The organism is Cupriavidus taiwanensis (assembly GCF_900250115.1).
GTDB lineage: Bacteria > Pseudomonadota > Gammaproteobacteria > Burkholderiales > Burkholderiaceae > Cupriavidus > Cupriavidus taiwanensis_B.
The window spans coordinates 215,719-230,555 of record NZ_LT984805.1; the positions used below are offsets into that span (position 1 = coordinate 215,719).

The window sequence follows — 14,837 nt, forward strand, 5'->3', positions numbered from 1 at the left end:
CAACGTGAAGAAGTGGATCGCCAACATCGCCATCGCAACCTCGGTCTTCGGGGCTTCGTCTGCCCACGCTGCCCTGCCGGTCACCGATTGGGTTGGCCTCGTGCAAACCACCATGACGGCAATGCAGTCGCTGAAAACCGAGGTCTACGAGAATACCAACATCATCTATCAGTACAAGATGATGGCCAACCAGCTTCTGCAGGCCACAGGTCTGGATGTGGCCGCCATTACGGAGCAACTGGACTCCATCGCCGATGACATCGGTAAGTACGAGATCTACGGCACCACGCTCAAGGACCTCTACGGCACGGTTTCGGACAACGCCGACTACCTGAAGAAGATTCATAGCATGGTCGTCGCTTCGGGAAAAACCAAGGAGCAATGGTTCGAGGACCAGCGCAATCTGTTTAGGAACGGCGACAAGACTGCCAAGGCCCTGTTCAGCCTGGGCGAGCAAATCTACAAGAATACGCAGTCAGTGGCGAAGCGCCGGCAAAAGATTCAATCGAGCATTAAGCTCTCGCCGACCGCGCAAGCCGCGGCGCAGACGACCAACCAGATGCTGGACGTGCTCGCCAGCCAGAACTCGGATCTGCTGCAGCTCATGAGCGTTCGCGCTCAAGCCGACGCGGACAAGGAACAACAGAGCGTCGCGAAGGAATCCCAAAGCGCCGAGGCCATGCGCGCGATTACGATCGCGCAGGATGAAGAACTCAAGCAGCTGCGCGCCCGCGTGTTCTCCCGCAAGCTGCAAGCTGACTGATCCGGTTGCAATGAACGCCATGCTGCTGCGCCTACTGGTTCTGCTTGTCACCGCGGTGCTCTTGCACACCGCCCCGGCCTTTGCTCAGTCAACGAGTGCCGAAGCCGGGTCCCCTTCCCAGTCCGTGGAGTCTGCCCAGACCCCGCCGTCTTTCTCGGGTCCGACGGGCACTGTTGCCGAATCCCTCAAAAGTTGGATTGGGCAGTTCGATTCCTTCCGCACCGGCCTGATTGGGGGCGCCACCTCACTCAGTCAGAGCATACGATCGGAGACGGACAAGGTGGCATACGGATTGGCGCTCATTACGCTGACGCTTGCCGCCATCCGGTTCGCCGCCACGAATGATCCAACCAGCGCATGGAACGACATCCTGGAAACCATCATGGTGCTCGGCATTCTCGCCTCGATCTATGTGGGATACAGCCAATTTGCGCCGGGCATCTATGATTGGTTCACGACACTCGCCAACAAGATCGCCGGTACGCGGTCCAGCAATCCGGCGATGACCCTCATCTCGGTGGGCGCGGGATTCCTGGACTCGTACAACCAGGCGATGGACGCGGCAAGCGGTCTGAGCAAGCTCGGCGTGGCGGTTTCGGGATTGACTCTTCTCTTTACGTTCGTGGTCTGCGCGGTGGCAGCGCTGATGTACAGCTTCTTCATCGCCTTGGGTGAGATTCAGGCCGCTGTGGGTATCGTGATCGGCCCCCTTGCAGTAGCCCTGGCGTTCTCCGACTACACACGGCGCTATTTCATGTCGTGGCTCGATTTCATGATCGGCGCTTCGATGTATATCGTCATCTCAACCATCATGGCGCGACTCGTTTCAAGCGCTTTCACTTCCACGATCGCTGATCAGACTGGCATTGGCACGAAATCTTTGGCTGGCGCCGCCTATGCCCTTGGTGTTGCCTTGTTCATGCTGCTGGTCGCACTCGAGATTCCCAAGATGTCGGGTGCGGTCTTTGGATCGGGGGGTGGTCTTAGCGGTGGCGCCGCGGCTCGCCTGGGTATGAAGGCAGCTGGCGGCATCGGTGGGTTCCTCGCCAAGAAGGGCAAGAAATGACGGTCCATCACCCCTTGCCAGCAGCGGACTTGCTGGCAGCCCACGACAGCCGCCTCGCGTTGGTTCGGCAATACGCCAACGAAACGAACGAGGCAGACATCAAGAGCAAGTGGCTGAGCGTGTTGGAACGCTGCGCCGCATGGTTCTCCAGCATGCCGCTTCGGCCGGCCGAACACGCCGAGCCCGGCGGGGCGTTTCGTGCCACGGTCGAAGCGGCCTACTTCGCCATGCGCCTTTCCGGCGCTCAGAAATTTGCCGCAGACCAGACGTCGGAACGACGGCGCCAGCTTGAACCTCAGTACCTGTATGCGCTCTTTCTGGCTGCCTGCTGTTCGCGGCTGGACGAGCCCTGTCGCCACTTCCAGTTCTTTCGGCATCGGGATGGAGCGGAATGGGTTCCTGCCGCACACGGGGCGTTCGGCAGCTGGCTCGGCGCTGACACCTACCAGGTGACGCGGCGGGAGGCAGCGTTGCCGATCGAACGGATGCGCACGGCGCTGCTCGCGCGAGAGATCCTCGGGGCCGAACGGTTGGGCGCTTTCGACAGCCACGTGCTCTCCGAACTGTTCGGCGCCATCAACCCGGATCCACGACCGTCAGGCCTGGAGACGCTACTGCACAAGGTTGTGCGGCAAGCAATCGACACCACAACCCAGTTTGAGGTGAAGGCTCGCCGTGCCGCCTTTGCCCCGGACGCGACCCCAGCGCCGGCGGCGCAGAGCCTGGCCGCCGATGGGGCCGACGCCCCGACGTCGCCAGCGAACCTGCCCCAGGCGAACGCGAATACTGCGAAGACAGAAGCAGAGACGCCACCCCAAGCGGCAGGTAGCAGACCGGATTCGCCCGATACGGCCAACGGCTCGCCGGCGGTCAGCGAGCCGCATGCACGAGTTGAGACGTCTCGCAACGTGGTGCAACTCGACGGAGCGCGTTCGTTGCGCAAGGAGCCGACGCCCGAGGATCCCTTCAAGGCACTCGCTGGCACCTCGAACCTCATGCGCGAGTTCTTCAAGGCGCTCTCGCAGGACGCGGCCGCTGGAAAGACGAAAGTGACGCGTGTTGAGGGAAAGGTTGCTATCAGCAAGCGCTCACTCGGCAACTATGGCATTGCCTCCGACACACTCATTGAGCATCTGCGCAAGTTCAGGCATCTCTACAAGATCGTTGGCCAGGACATCCTGCTGGTCGACGAAGTAGGAAACCTGATCATGCCTGGCCCGCAATCCGACGCATGAATCATTACATTAACCACTTCCGCCCCATTTACGAGTTCCGGGCCGCCGTCGGCTGGGCGCTTGCTTGCGTGGTGCTGCTCGTGAGCGGCATGCCAAACGGAGCCTACTTCTCACTGGTTTGCCTGGCATTCCTGCTCGTTCGTTCCACACAGGTGTGGCGGGCGCTGCGGTTCCGGCTTGCCATCTCCACGAAATGGCTGACCCTGATCAGGATCGAAGACCTGCTTGCAAAGAGCCGACAGCTGCGCTCCGCAGACAAAGACGAGGATGCCATGTATCTGGGTACCGGATATGAATGGACGCAGAAGCACTGTCAGATCGCCCACGACATCCTGCGTATGCCATCAAGCGATGTTCCGGGGCTGCCCAAATGGCTGCCGAAGGATACCGTCAAGGCGATCGAGAAAACGTTCGCCCCCGAGCACAGCATTGCGGACCGCTCGCCACAGGGAAAATCCTGGATCGGGGGCATGGAATCGCAGCGCGGCCCCATCCCCTTTCACTACAAGGCAATGGGCGGTCACACGTCAATCAGCGGCACTACCGGGTCGGGAAAGACACGCACGTTCGAGCTGATTTCGACGCAGGTGATCCACAACCCCAATGACGTGTTGATCGCGATCGATCCCAAGAACGATCCCGACTGGGTCGCACGGTGCAAGCGTGAATGCGAGCGCACCGGACGCAAGTTCTTGTACTGGAAACAGGCGGCGCCCTCGCGATCCATTCGCCTGAACCCGTTGGAAAACTGGTCCCAGCCGTCGGAAATTCCGACTCGCATCGCCCAACTGATGGAGGAAGGTCCGTTTCGCCAGTTTGCCTTCCTGTTTATTGACCGATCCGTCAAGGGCGAGCTGTACGTGGGCGACAAGCCGAATCTCCGGTCGATCCTCCAGTACGCTCAGAATGGCATCAACAATTTGCTCGAGCGAGCGCTGGAGCGCTTTTTCCCTGAGGCCGGCAAGCCTGATTGGGAAGAGGAAGTCACGGCGTACATGCAGAAGGTCGCACAGAAGATGGGTGGCACGCGTCTTGATGCCATGGTCAGTATGTACATCGATCGATTCGCCAAGCTCGGCAAGGGGCACGAGACGATCGACGGCCTGATTTCAACCTTTCAGCATGACCGCGACCACTATGGCCGGATCATTGCCTCTGCCCTGCCCCTTCTGCAGATGCTTGCCACCGGAGAGACCGGACTGATGCTGGCGCCCAAAGCGGACGATTTTGAGGATGACCGCGAGATCTGGGATATCGACAAGGTCATCAAGCAGAAGGCTGTGCTTTATGTCGGCGCCGATTCGCTATCCAATTCGATGGTGGCGCAGGCGGTCATGTCGATGCTGCTGGCCGACATCGCATCGGTCGCCGGCGCGATTTACAACTTCTACGCCAAGCCGCCCGAGATTGTCCTGGTTGTCGACGAAGCGGCCGAGGCCATCAACGAGCAATTGCTCCAGCTCTTGAACAAGGGCCGCGGGGCAGGCTTCAAGGCGTTCGTCGCTTACCAGACCCGCTCCGACTTCACGGCCAAACTCGGAAACGTGGCAAAAATGCAGCAAGTCTTGGGGAATTTGAACAACCAGATCGTTTTACGCTTGGAAGACATCGACACGGCCAAGTGGTTCTCCGAGAAAGCCGGGACCACAGCCATCCGCAACCTGGTCGTCTCAAGCAGCACCAGCACCGGAACGGAGGCTCATGTCGGCGAGTTCAGCGGCTCTGTGTCTCGATCGGCCCAGCTTGAGAAGGCGCCGCTCATTCCGCACGACCTGGTCATGCAACTGCCGAACCTGCAGTACTTCCTGCGAATCTCTGGAGGCGCCGTCTACCAGGGTCGAATTCCAATTATCACGGACTAATACCAATGCGCAGCAGCCTGTTCCGACAAATCGTCAAGGAATACAAGCTTTCGGCGAAGCTCTCGCCCGTGCTCTCGCTATCGCCGGACCTTGATGACATTTGCACGCGGGTAGTCGACTACATCGGCGTGAATTTCCGCGTCCGCGAGGAGCCGCTGGTCAAGGAAATGCTTGCCGACGGCATCACGGCGTGGCGCGCCGCCCGCAAGCACGGCGATCCCAACGTCGCTTTCATGATGGGGCTGTTCTCCCGCGCTCACGAGCTCTATGGCAAGCGCTATGCCGCGTTCAAGGGCGAAAAGTACAACGTCTGGTATCCGTTTCACGAATCCATTCCGGCGTTCGAGCAGCGCCAGCCGGATGGCTATGTCTGCCGCGTCGTCGACGAACCGGCACCTGGCGCAATCACGCAACGCTGCGCAGCGTTTCAGCTCGCTGCCCGGGTCCTGACGGGTTACACCTTCACCCGCTACTTCGAGAACTACGATGTCGCTGGCGACTTTGCACACTGACGCGCGCCGGGCGGCGATCCGAGTCAAACAGGCCCCCGCTCGCCTTGCGGCCAGGCTCTGTGGTGTCGATCCCGCTCTCGCCCTGCACATGCATGAGTGGTTGACGGCGCCGCCCCACCTTGCTCAGGAGATGCCCCAGTCATTCTCCAGCGGAGCGGCCGCGGCATGCTTTGCGCTCGTCAAGATTTCGGTAGACAAGCCGGCCATCTTCTGGGGCGCTCTGTTCGCTTTTCTGAGCCTGCCGCTATGGCTGGCACTGCGCTGGATCTGACATGGCCAACAGCCGGTTCGCTTCGCACGTACGCTTGTGGTTGATCGTCTCGCCGTTGATGATCTGCACCCTGGCGCCGTTCATGCAGAACGATCGCGCCTTCGAAATCAGTGAGGCCGAACAGGCGTCGGTTGAACGCGTGCTCGGCCAGGAAAGGGCGGATATCGTCGTTTCGCTGGCCAACGCCCGCTTTCACAAATGGTTCATCGACAGCGGTGCGGTCAAGGCATCGTTCACCGGCTCCGACGGCCAGACCAGTTTCTCCGACGGGGGCGCCGCCGCCTTCGGCAGAGGTTGGATGCAGCATTTCTGGCTGACGATCTACCGTGCGGTGTACCGGGCCGCGGTGGCTCATCACTGGGTTCTCGGCGCGATCGTCCTGCTCGTTGCGTTATTTAACGACGGGACCGTATCGCGAAAGATTCGCGCCGCCGGGGCTGGGTTCGCCAATCCGGTGACATTCCACGTTGCGGCCCATGGATTGACGCTCTGCTTCGGCTTCGGGACGTCTGCCCTGCTGTTACCCCTTCCCATGCTGGCGACCTGGTGGACCTTTGGTGTCTGCCTGATTGGCCTGCTCTGCTGGCGCCTTGCGGCGTCTTTCCATGTCGGCAAGTAGCCGGTGCCGTAACGACTACCAAGGCCGGTGCCCGGCCACATATTGGAGAACATCATGACCACGACCGATTTGACCCCCGCCGAAGAGACCCTGCAGCAATCCGCGCCGACCGACGTAGCTGCTGCGCCGCTCGTCGCAACACCTCCAACGCTTGGCGCAATTGACAGTTCTGGCGACGTCGAGACCGAACTCGCGGAGATGGAGCAATCGGCCGACGCACTGCGCCAGGAAGGTCTGATCTCGACAGCGGATCATGAGGAGCGCAAGGCTCAGGTGGAGCGCACCCGTAACCTTTTTCGGGACCTGGCGCCTGAAGACCGCCAAGCGATCGTTCGACGCCGGCGCGAGCTCGGCCTGCAGATCCTCAATCGCGAGCTTGCCGGTGCGGCAGTTGTTCCAGTGGCGCTCAAGCTCAATCACACCCGCCTGCGGCCGCTGTTCGAGCAATGGTGGCCGTACATGAACCGGATGTCGTTGAACCTGCAGCGCTTCGGAGCTGCCACGTTCTCGCGCTCTGAATTGTCGACACTCGAAAACTACCTGGAGCGCGAACTCTCGAAGATTGAGGATTATGTGGACGAGCAATTGCGAGTGGCGAAAGCCTACCGCGAACAACGGGAACAGGAAATGCGCGCACAAGGCGAGATCGTGTTTGTGCCGACAATCCAGCGCCCCTCCCTTTCACTCGAGGTTCAAGCCTATTCGCGGTTCTCCGTGCGCGCACTGCAGGTTCTGATCAAGTTCGATCAAACCATGGACCAGTTCGACTTCATGGTCTGGAACGGCATCCGTGACCAGAGCGACGTCAACGACGAGGTCACTCGCTTCCTGCGCAAGTTCCAGCCGCTGGGGCTGCGCAGCTACACCACGCACCTGAAGCTAATGACGACTGTGCGCGGGATGTAAGCCCAAGTGTCACCTGGTGTGAGCACGTCACCCCAGAGGCAACAAGTTGTCCCGTGGGGGCACTTGCTATCACCCCGTGACAGATGGTCCCACCAACATCAGCGCCCCAACTGCCTCGTATCTGTCTCGTAGTCGTACTTCGGGGCACTTGCTCACACGTGCTATCACCAGCACCACAACGGGATTCCAATGTCGCTCGAAAAGGTACTAGCAGTCCTTAATCCCGCCCAACGCGAAGTCGTGGACCTGCGTCAGCACTGCCTCGCCGTGGCGGTACCTGGAGCTGGAAAGACGGCGACGATCGCTGCCAAGACCGCAGTCCTGCTTGCGGATCCGCATGTGACTGTGGGCGCAGTGACGTTCAGTAAGGACGCCGCGGTCGAGCTTCGCGAGCGGATACTCGCGCTTGCCGGATCAGCGACGAAGAGGCGACTGCTTGCTGGTACGTTCCATTCTCTCGCCTATAAGCAGCTTGGACGGCGCGACGGCGGCAGCGCGCCAGACGTCGCCACCGATGGCGATCGTACCGGGCTTCTGATCCAGGTTCTCTCTGACCTAGGGTTGGACTGGAAGGTGGAGGACGCCATCGCGGCGGTTGAAGCGATTAAGACCAACTTCGGCCAAGTGCAAAGCGGCAGCGCCGAAGAAGTGCTTTACCGTGGCTACCAAGATTCACTGGAGCGAAACGGCAAGATTGATTTTCAGGACATGCTTCGGCTAGCCGTGGAAGGCATGCAGAACGGCACCATCGAGCCGTATCCGTTCAGGTACCTCCTGGTCGACGAATTTCAGGACACTGACCCTCTCCAATATCAGTGGATCGCCTCGCATGCTCAGGCCGGATCGATTGTGACCGTTGTTGGCGATGATGATCAGAGCATCTATGGCTTCCGATCAGCGTTGGGCTTCCGCGGAATGGAATCCTTCATTCGTCAGTTTGACGCGCAGTCAGTGGTGTTGGGCAACAATTATCGCTGCCACGCAGAGATTCTTGGGGCGGCGGACCGAATCATCCGGAATAACCGCGACAGGATCCCAAAGGAACTGGTTGCGTACAAGGGCCCCGGCGGGAAGGTTCAGTTCCAGCGGTTCGCTGACGAGTATGCCGAGGCTGTCGCAGCGATGGAGCATCTGACGGCGGCGGTAAGGAATGGCCAATCGGCGGCAGTCCTTGCCCGGACCAACCGCATTCTCGACCCCGTCGAGGCGATATGCCGATCGCATGGCGTCAAGTATTTTCGGGCGTCCGGCAAGTCGATTCTGAACCGGCCTGAGGCCGCCCTCATGTGCAATCTTCTGGAACTGGTCCAGAGGACGAAGAGTACCGGTGTGGACGCGCTGCTGTCCTTTGTCGGGATTGATACCCAAGAACTACGGCTCCTGCACAGCAAGGGCCGCGCGAATACAGAACAGCGCCAAAGAAAAGAGCTTCTGGAACTGGGCCTTTCGGAAGCATCGGCGGATCGCTATCGGGAACTTATGAAACGGCTTGTCGAGTGGCGAACGCTCTGCGACCGGCAGTTTTATTCGCTGGTGCTGGAAGGAGTGTACGAATGGATGATGCACCAGACCGACTCTGATCCTGCCCGCCGGGCCACGACCACGACGTTCGACGTACTGTCCCGGCTCAATGGTCCATTTTCCGACAGGCTGGAGTTCCTGCGCCGCAGCAACAATGAGCCGGCGCCGGATGCGTTGATCCTAACAACCATGCACAGCTCCAAGGGGCTAGAGTGGGATCGGGTATGGATCATCCGGGCCGAGGAAACCGTTGTGCCCGATGAGAAAAGCACCGAATCGGAAGAGCGTCGCTTGTTCTACGTAGCAGTGACGAGAGCACGTGAGGATCTGCGGCTATCGATGGCCAAGAAGAATCCGACCTCTCCCTTTGTCTTAGAGGCAGGCCTTGATGCGTTGACCACTACATGACGACGCAAAAGATGTAGCGCAGTGATCCGGTATTTTTGCGACCTGCAAACGGGAAAAGTGCAAGGAAGGATGACCTTGTCGTGTTTGATGAAAAGTAATCCCTAAATCGACCTGAGGGCCTTCTACTTGTCCGCCACGTACAAGTACGACTCGGCCTCGCGGATTTCCAAGGAAAAGTGAATGAGACTTCAACCAACGAAAAAAAACCTGGAGCTGCAAGACTTATACCCTGCAGGTACATAGTTGCAGTGGGGAGCCGCCAGAGACCTATCAGGCTGCTGAAGTACTCATCGCGCTAGCGATGAGTTTTTCCCCGCAAGGCGGGGAGCGCTGTTTTTCACAATCCGGAAGCCGGACGTCACTGCCTCGGCTTTTTCCGCGTTTTGGCGCCCATTCCAGCCTCATTAGCGCGATTACTGCAACTGCGGACGGATTTGTCCCAGCGAGCGCATGCGCACGAGGTGGTAGGCGGCCATGCTCAGCACAAACATCTGATCGACTTTCTTCAGACCGCGCACCATCACCTGACGCATGCGCCCCACGGTCTTGACCCACCCGAAGCCCTGTTCGATCAGCTTGCGCTTTTGTTGCGAGACGGCATAACCGGCGCTGGAAGCAATGGCATCAGGAACGGCCGAGCGACGACCCGATGTGTTCTGCGCCACGTGGGGCGTCACCTTCATTTCCAGGCAGGCCTCAATGAACTCGTGCGCGTCATAGCCCTTGTCCGCGCCCACGGTGACTTCCACATTCAGGTCTTCAATCACCTGCCTGGCATCGTTAAGCATGACCTTTGCGGCCTCCCGCTCGGCGTGTCCGTCCGCCTTGGTCACCATGGCGCTAACCACCAGGCCATGGCGGTTGTCGCTCAGGGTATGACCCATGTAGCGCAGCTCACTGGATGTCTTGCCCTTGCGGTAGAGCTTGGCATCGGGATCGGTCTTGGATTCGTGTGTCTCGTTGCTGCGCTTGCGACCTTTGAAGTTGCCGCCGGCGTCATCGTCTTGGTCGTCGCCATCCTTGCGCACGAAGCTCTTGTGGCCTGCCCACGCCTGTATCAGCGTGCCGTCCACGCTGAAGTGCTCACCCGACAGCCAGTTCTTCTTCTGCGCGATGGCCAGCACCTCGTTGAAAAACTGGATCACCGCATCATGCTTGATCAGTCGCTCGCGGTTCTTGGTGAAGACCGTGGGCACCCAAACTGAGTCGTCCATCGACAGCCCGATGAACCAGCGAAACAGCAGGTTGTATTGCGTCTGCTCCATGAGCTGGCGCTCAGAGCGAATGCTGTAGAGCACCTGCAGCAGCATGGCCCGCAGCAACTTCTCCGGCGCGATACTGGGGCGGCCACCCTTGATATCGGCCTCGTACATCTGCGCGAACAGCCGGTCCATCTTCACCAGCGCCTGGTTGGCCATAGTCCGGATCGAGCGCAGCGGATGGGACTGCGGCACGAAATCCTCCAGCCTCCGCATAGTGAACAAGCTTTCCGTGAAGGTATCTGCGCCGCGCATGAATGTGGGATTGGATGGGATCCTCAAAGCAACGCTTCAGCCAGTCGTCGCGCTGACGTCCGCTGGAGGTATTTCAGCGGCCTGCTAGCTTGCTTGAGCGGAAATGACTCTTTACTGTGGTGAGGTGACAAGCCCCCGATTTCATGTGCCATAAAATCCCCATGATCTATTGGGTAGTTTGACCATTTCAGGCTCCGATGGCGTTATCGAAATATTAAATTTGTATGACTGTAGTTTCCAAAACGCCTTGGCCCCTTTTTCGTGCTTTCGACACCTACTTCAAACTGAGTTCTTCGGCACAACATTCCTGACTATAGGATCTTTCCTCATCTCATTAGATCTTGATTTAGATCAAGCAATGACGAGTTGAAGTCGATCGTCCTATGTCTTCGCATAGCTTGGCATATAAACTTTTATCTCTATCTCTCTAGGAGACGAAGCACGAACAAATGACGCTTCATAAATTTGTTATTTGATTGCATGAATTCATACCCCACAATTTAGCCTAGGATCGTCTGCATTTAGCATCAAAGTGTCATGAAATTTCGTTTTTTTAATTCATGGAGAGTGCCATGCGCAAGAGGATTAAAAAATTGGGGGTCGTTGGTTTAATGACGGCGACCGTGCTGTTCGGCGCTATGCCTGCATTCGCAGCGGAAATGGAGGGCTGGTCCGATAACTGTTTGTTCTTGGAGATCGGAAAGGGTGATTTTAGGATTTGTTTGTAACGCTGACAGGGCATAGAGCTGCAGCGCTGATATCTATCAAGGGCAGCGTCATCAGAACGCACCAATGTTAGCTGAATAAACCTTCCACATGCCGCTTTTTGTCTGATTGTGCAGCGAGTGGAGGGCTCCCCTCCCCTGGCGCAGACCGGTTGGTTTCTTGTTCAGCAAGGAATACCGGGGAAGGCGGCGCGGATTCTTGAAGAAGACGGGATTTTGAGGCCCGTATTCCCCGTTCCGATAGCCGAAGGCCCGGGACCTGTCAGAAATTTTGTGTTTAGGGCATAACATGTCGCCAAGGAGCATGTATGCCACGCAAAACCAAGACCAGCCAGGCCGCCGACCGTGAGCTGCCGACCATTCCCGAGGACCTGATTGCCCATTTCGTTAAGGGTCCGATGACCGCCGAGGCGGTGCAGGACGCCTCGATGGCGTTCAAGAAGGCCCTGATCGAGCGCGCCCTGGGGGCCGAGCTCGGCCATCATCTGGGCTACCCGGCTGGCGCCGAGCGCCCGGCCGGCACGGCCAACCAGCGCAATGGCAAGAGCGCCAAGACGGTTCTGACCGACGACGGGCCGCTGCGGTTAGACATCCCTCGCGATCGCGACGGCAGCTTTGATCCGATCCTGATTCCCAAGCACGAGCGGCGCTTCACCGGGTTCGACGACAAGATCATCGCCATGTATGCGCGCGGCATGACCTTGCGCGAGATCCAGGCGTTTCTGGCCGAACAGTACGGCACCGAGGTCTCGCCCGAGTTCATCAGTTCGGTGACCGATGCGGTCATGGACGAGGTCACCGCCTGGCAGGCCCGTCCGCTGGAGGTGATGTACCCGGTGGTGTTCTTCGACGCGCTGCGGGTCAAGATGCGCGAGGACGGCGTGGTGCGCAACAAGGCCGTCTACCTGGCCTTGGGCGTGCTGCCCGACGGCACGCGCGACATCCTGGGCCTGTGGATCGAGACTACCGAAGGCGCCAAGTTCTGGATGAAGGTGTTCAACGACCTGAAGACCCGGGGTACCCAAGACATCCTGATCGCGGTGACCGATGGCCTTAAGGGCATGGAACAGGCCCTGGCCGCGGTGTTCCCGAACACCACCCTGCAGACCTGCATCGTGCATCTGATCCGCAACAGCCTGGAGTACGCCAACTGGAAGGAGCGCCGCGCCGTGGCGGCGGCGCTCAAGCCCGTGTACACGGCCCCCACGGTCGAGGCCGCGCTGGCCGAGTTGGCGGCCTTCGAGAACGGGGAATGGGGTCGGCGGTATGCACCGATCGGCGCATCCTGGCGTCGCGCCTGGGATCAGGTGATCCCGTTCTTTACGTTCCCGCCGGCGATCCGCAAGATCATTTACACGACCAACGCGATCGAGAGCATCAACGCGCAGCTGCGCAAGATCATCAAGACGCGCGGTCACTTCCCCAGCGACGAGGCGGCGACCAAGCTGCTGTGGCTGGCGCTGCGAAACATCACGGTGAAGTGGGGCAGTTCAACCCATGACTGGAAGGCTGCCATGAACCAGTTTGCGATCCTCTACGAGGAACGCTTCACCCACCCTTATCGTTAAGATATTGCTGGCTCACCGTTCCATCGACGGTGAGCCTTTACCTGCCCTGCACACAAAAAAACTGACAGGCCCAAGGCCCGGAGGTTCCGGGATAACCTGGATGCGACCACGGACCTTGCGCTGAGCCACATCGGAACCATGGTGAACAGCAAACAGACGGCCCCGTGCCACCGTCCTGCAGAGGCTAATGGGGAAAGCCTGGGAGAACGACATCCTCGGCAGCTTACGCGCCACTGGTCATGCTCACGCAATCGCGTCAGCCCGCGCCAGGGCGAGCGTTCCCAGAGGCCGCTGTCCCAATCACGAAGGCGACGCCAGCAAGCACTGCCTTCCACAATTCGCTATTGACCTTCTTCCGTGCCATGACGCATAGCCACACTCAACGGGCAGATGACGACGACACGGTTTTGTTAGCCACACTTAGCACCGCAAGAGCGCGAAGGAATTGCCCATCTTTGAGGTCATTTCCTTATACGGAAGTCATGACTCTTCCCTCAGTGTTTGAATAGTGAGCGCGGCGTCCATGGTTCGCTGCATGCCGATCCAGATCGTCTTGGCGCCGGGCTCGCCATCGTTCTTCCGCCCAAGGAACCCGCCCAGGGAAGCAACCAACCGAATCATCTGATTGAGTGTGACCGGTGTCTTCGGGCGAGCTTTCTTGGAGAGCACGTATGCCCCCCGAATCTCGTCGGCATCGAAGAACAGCGACGCATCCAGATCCGGACAGGTTCTGCCCAACCGCATCAGGCGGGCAATGCGCCATGCCACCACCATATACAACGCCAAGGCCCGCTCCACACGATCCATGTGCGATAGCTGTAGCGCCTCGACCTTGCAGCCGGTCTTCAGGACATGGAAGAACATCTCGATCTCCCACCTTGCCCGATACCATTCAACAAGTTCGTTGACCGCATCAGCGTCCTGCGCTTCTCGGTTCGTCACCAATCGCCAAACCACTGGCTTGACGCCTGCGGGCGCTTCGATCTCCCTTGCCGCCACACAGGTGAACTCCGCTCCGACCAGACCCGGCAGCTTCATACGCTGGGCGCGTAGTTCCTGTTTGACCTCGCGCGCCTTCTGGCCTGCTCGCCCTGGCAAGATAAAGGTGATTTCCCCGAGTACCGGGCTGGCGTCGACGCTATCCCACAACTTGCCGCCCTCGGCCAGGTTGCGGTTGTGTTGGCTGCGGATCAACCAGTCGGCCGGTTGGCCAAGTTCCTGGGCGCGCGCCATCAACTCGGCAATATCACCCTCGCGGTCTGTCACATACACCAGCCGTGTCTGCGGCAATAGCGCGGCTTGCTCCGCAACCCGTTCATATCCTTCAATCCAGCGTACGCTTTCCTTGATCCCGCCCCGGTTGCCATCGGCGTCCTTGGGCTCCCGAGCCCACATCCAGGCATCGATCACCCCCAGCGGCTCGCGGTCAGGCGTCACCGCGTAGGTCGGATGCAAAAACATGCCCCGCTGGGCTTCATAGGTCAACGGACCCAGCCCGTCGATCTCCTGGCCATTAAAGTTCAATTCGGTTGTATCAGCGATGCACAGCACCACCGGAAACTGCGCGGCCCTCGCTGCAGTGCGCTCCCAATGCGGCTGCATTACGTCCCGCCAATCGATCTGCTCATTGCCGAGAAACCGATATGCCGCGATGGTTTGCGACCAGTCATCGCATGCGCCGGGGATGCTCGCCGTCGGCAGAGCCGCAAACCGCTTGAGCAGCTCCTTGGCGCGCCGATCCCGCCCCGGATCACCAAGATCCAGACTCTCGAATTCCTCGTCCACCCATGCCCCCGACTCGTTGCTCATTGCTGCGCGAAAATCCGAGAGTAAACGCGAGTCTGGCGAAGTTAACAACCCCCTTACC

12 protein-coding genes are annotated in these 14,837 nt (G+C 59.3%); 10 read left to right on the plus strand and 2 right to left on the minus strand.

Annotated features, from left to right (window positions below; translation table 11 throughout):
- Positions 1 to 4 precede the first annotated feature (4 nt).
- The 9 genes from CBM2586_RS30170 to CBM2586_RS30210 all read left to right on the plus strand — a co-directional run bounded on the left by CBM2586_RS30170 (position 5) and on the right by CBM2586_RS30210 (position 9,163).
- Positions 5 to 763 (plus strand): conjugal transfer protein TrbJ, encoded by a 759-nt coding sequence (locus CBM2586_RS30170; RefSeq protein ID WP_012354574.1) that lies wholly within the window; start codon positions 5 to 7, stop codon positions 761 to 763.
- 10 nt (positions 764 to 773) lie between these two features.
- A complete protein-coding gene (locus CBM2586_RS30175; RefSeq protein WP_012354575.1) occupies positions 774 to 1,829 on the plus strand; it encodes a type IV secretion system protein in 1,056 nt (351 codons plus the stop codon).
- A complete protein-coding gene (locus CBM2586_RS30180; RefSeq protein ID WP_012354576.1) occupies positions 1,826 to 3,064 on the plus strand; it encodes a TraI domain-containing protein in 1,239 nt (412 codons plus the stop codon). The genes CBM2586_RS30175 and CBM2586_RS30180 overlap by 4 nt, the downstream gene beginning before the upstream one ends.
- Positions 3,061 to 4,926, plus strand: coding sequence for a conjugative transfer system coupling protein TraD (gene traD, locus CBM2586_RS30185; protein ID WP_012354577.1), 1,866 nt, complete (start codon positions 3,061 to 3,063; stop codon positions 4,924 to 4,926). Before CBM2586_RS30180 ends, traD begins: the two co-directional genes overlap by 4 nt.
- Positions 4,927 to 4,931: 5 nt before the next feature.
- On the plus strand, positions 4,932 to 5,438 hold the full coding sequence (locus tag CBM2586_RS30190) for a hypothetical protein (RefSeq protein WP_012354578.1): 507 nt from the start codon (positions 4,932 to 4,934) through the stop codon (positions 5,436 to 5,438).
- The gene (locus tag CBM2586_RS30195; RefSeq protein WP_018003854.1) at positions 5,413 to 5,709 is read left to right on the plus strand and encodes a hypothetical protein; all 297 of its coding nucleotides are present in this window, start codon (positions 5,413 to 5,415) and stop codon (positions 5,707 to 5,709) included. Before CBM2586_RS30190 ends, CBM2586_RS30195 begins: the two co-directional genes overlap by 26 nt.
- A gap of 1 nt (position 5,710) precedes the next feature.
- Positions 5,711 to 6,328: a DUF4400 domain-containing protein gene (locus CBM2586_RS30200; RefSeq protein WP_012354580.1), complete on the plus strand. Its 618-nt coding sequence runs from the start codon at positions 5,711 to 5,713 to the stop codon at positions 6,326 to 6,328.
- A 54-nt stretch (positions 6,329 to 6,382) separates the two neighbouring features.
- On the plus strand, positions 6,383 to 7,234 hold the full coding sequence (locus CBM2586_RS30205; RefSeq protein ID WP_012354581.1) for a hypothetical protein: 852 nt from the start codon (positions 6,383 to 6,385) through the stop codon (positions 7,232 to 7,234).
- A gap of 189 nt (positions 7,235 to 7,423) precedes the next feature.
- Positions 7,424 to 9,163, plus strand: a complete 1,740-nt coding sequence (locus CBM2586_RS30210; protein WP_012354582.1) for an ATP-dependent helicase — start codon at positions 7,424 to 7,426, stop codon at positions 9,161 to 9,163.
- Between the two features lie 413 nt (positions 9,164 to 9,576).
- Here the strand turns inward: CBM2586_RS30210 and CBM2586_RS30215 are convergent, their stop codons facing one another.
- Positions 9,577 to 10,677 (minus strand): IS5 family transposase, encoded by a 1,101-nt coding sequence (locus CBM2586_RS30215; protein WP_115691555.1) that lies wholly within the window; start codon positions 10,675 to 10,677, stop codon positions 9,577 to 9,579.
- A 1,033-nt stretch (positions 10,678 to 11,710) separates the two neighbouring features.
- On the opposite strand from CBM2586_RS30215, the gene CBM2586_RS30220 reads away from it, so the two are divergent.
- A complete protein-coding gene (locus tag CBM2586_RS30220; RefSeq protein WP_012354364.1) occupies positions 11,711 to 12,970 on the plus strand; it encodes an IS256 family transposase in 1,260 nt (419 codons plus the stop codon).
- Between the two features lie 480 nt (positions 12,971 to 13,450).
- Here the strand turns inward: CBM2586_RS30220 and CBM2586_RS30225 are convergent, their stop codons facing one another.
- Positions 13,451 to 14,779, minus strand: coding sequence for an IS4 family transposase (locus tag CBM2586_RS30225; RefSeq protein ID WP_012354713.1), 1,329 nt, complete (start codon positions 14,777 to 14,779; stop codon positions 13,451 to 13,453).
- Positions 14,780 to 14,837: the final 58 nt, after the last annotated feature.

Bases quoted from the DNA above. Each gene is read 5' to 3' on its own strand.
- CBM2586_RS30175 (WP_012354575.1), top strand. From the start codon at position 774: ATGAACGCCATGCTGCTGCGCCTACTGGTTCTGCTTGTCACCGCGGTG.
- CBM2586_RS30180 (WP_012354576.1), top strand. From the start codon at position 1,826: ATGACGGTCCATCACCCCTTGCCAGCAGCGGACTTGCTGGCAGCCCAC.
- traD (WP_012354577.1), top strand. From the start codon at position 3,061: ATGAATCATTACATTAACCACTTCCGCCCCATTTACGAGTTCCGGGCC.
- CBM2586_RS30190 (WP_012354578.1), top strand. From the start codon at position 4,932: ATGCGCAGCAGCCTGTTCCGACAAATCGTCAAGGAATACAAGCTTTCG.
- CBM2586_RS30195 (WP_018003854.1), top strand. From the start codon at position 5,413: ATGTCGCTGGCGACTTTGCACACTGACGCGCGCCGGGCGGCGATCCGA.
- CBM2586_RS30200 (WP_012354580.1), top strand. From the start codon at position 5,711: ATGGCCAACAGCCGGTTCGCTTCGCACGTACGCTTGTGGTTGATCGTC.
- CBM2586_RS30205 (WP_012354581.1), top strand. From the start codon at position 6,383: ATGACCACGACCGATTTGACCCCCGCCGAAGAGACCCTGCAGCAATCC.
- CBM2586_RS30210 (WP_012354582.1), top strand. From the start codon at position 7,424: ATGTCGCTCGAAAAGGTACTAGCAGTCCTTAATCCCGCCCAACGCGAA.
- CBM2586_RS30215 (WP_115691555.1), bottom strand. From the start codon at position 10,677: ATGCGCGGCGCAGATACCTTCACGGAAAGCTTGTTCACTATGCGGAGG.
- CBM2586_RS30220 (WP_012354364.1), top strand. From the start codon at position 11,711: ATGCCACGCAAAACCAAGACCAGCCAGGCCGCCGACCGTGAGCTGCCG.
- CBM2586_RS30225 (WP_012354713.1), bottom strand. From the start codon at position 14,779: ATGAGCAACGAGTCGGGGGCATGGGTGGACGAGGAATTCGAGAGTCTG.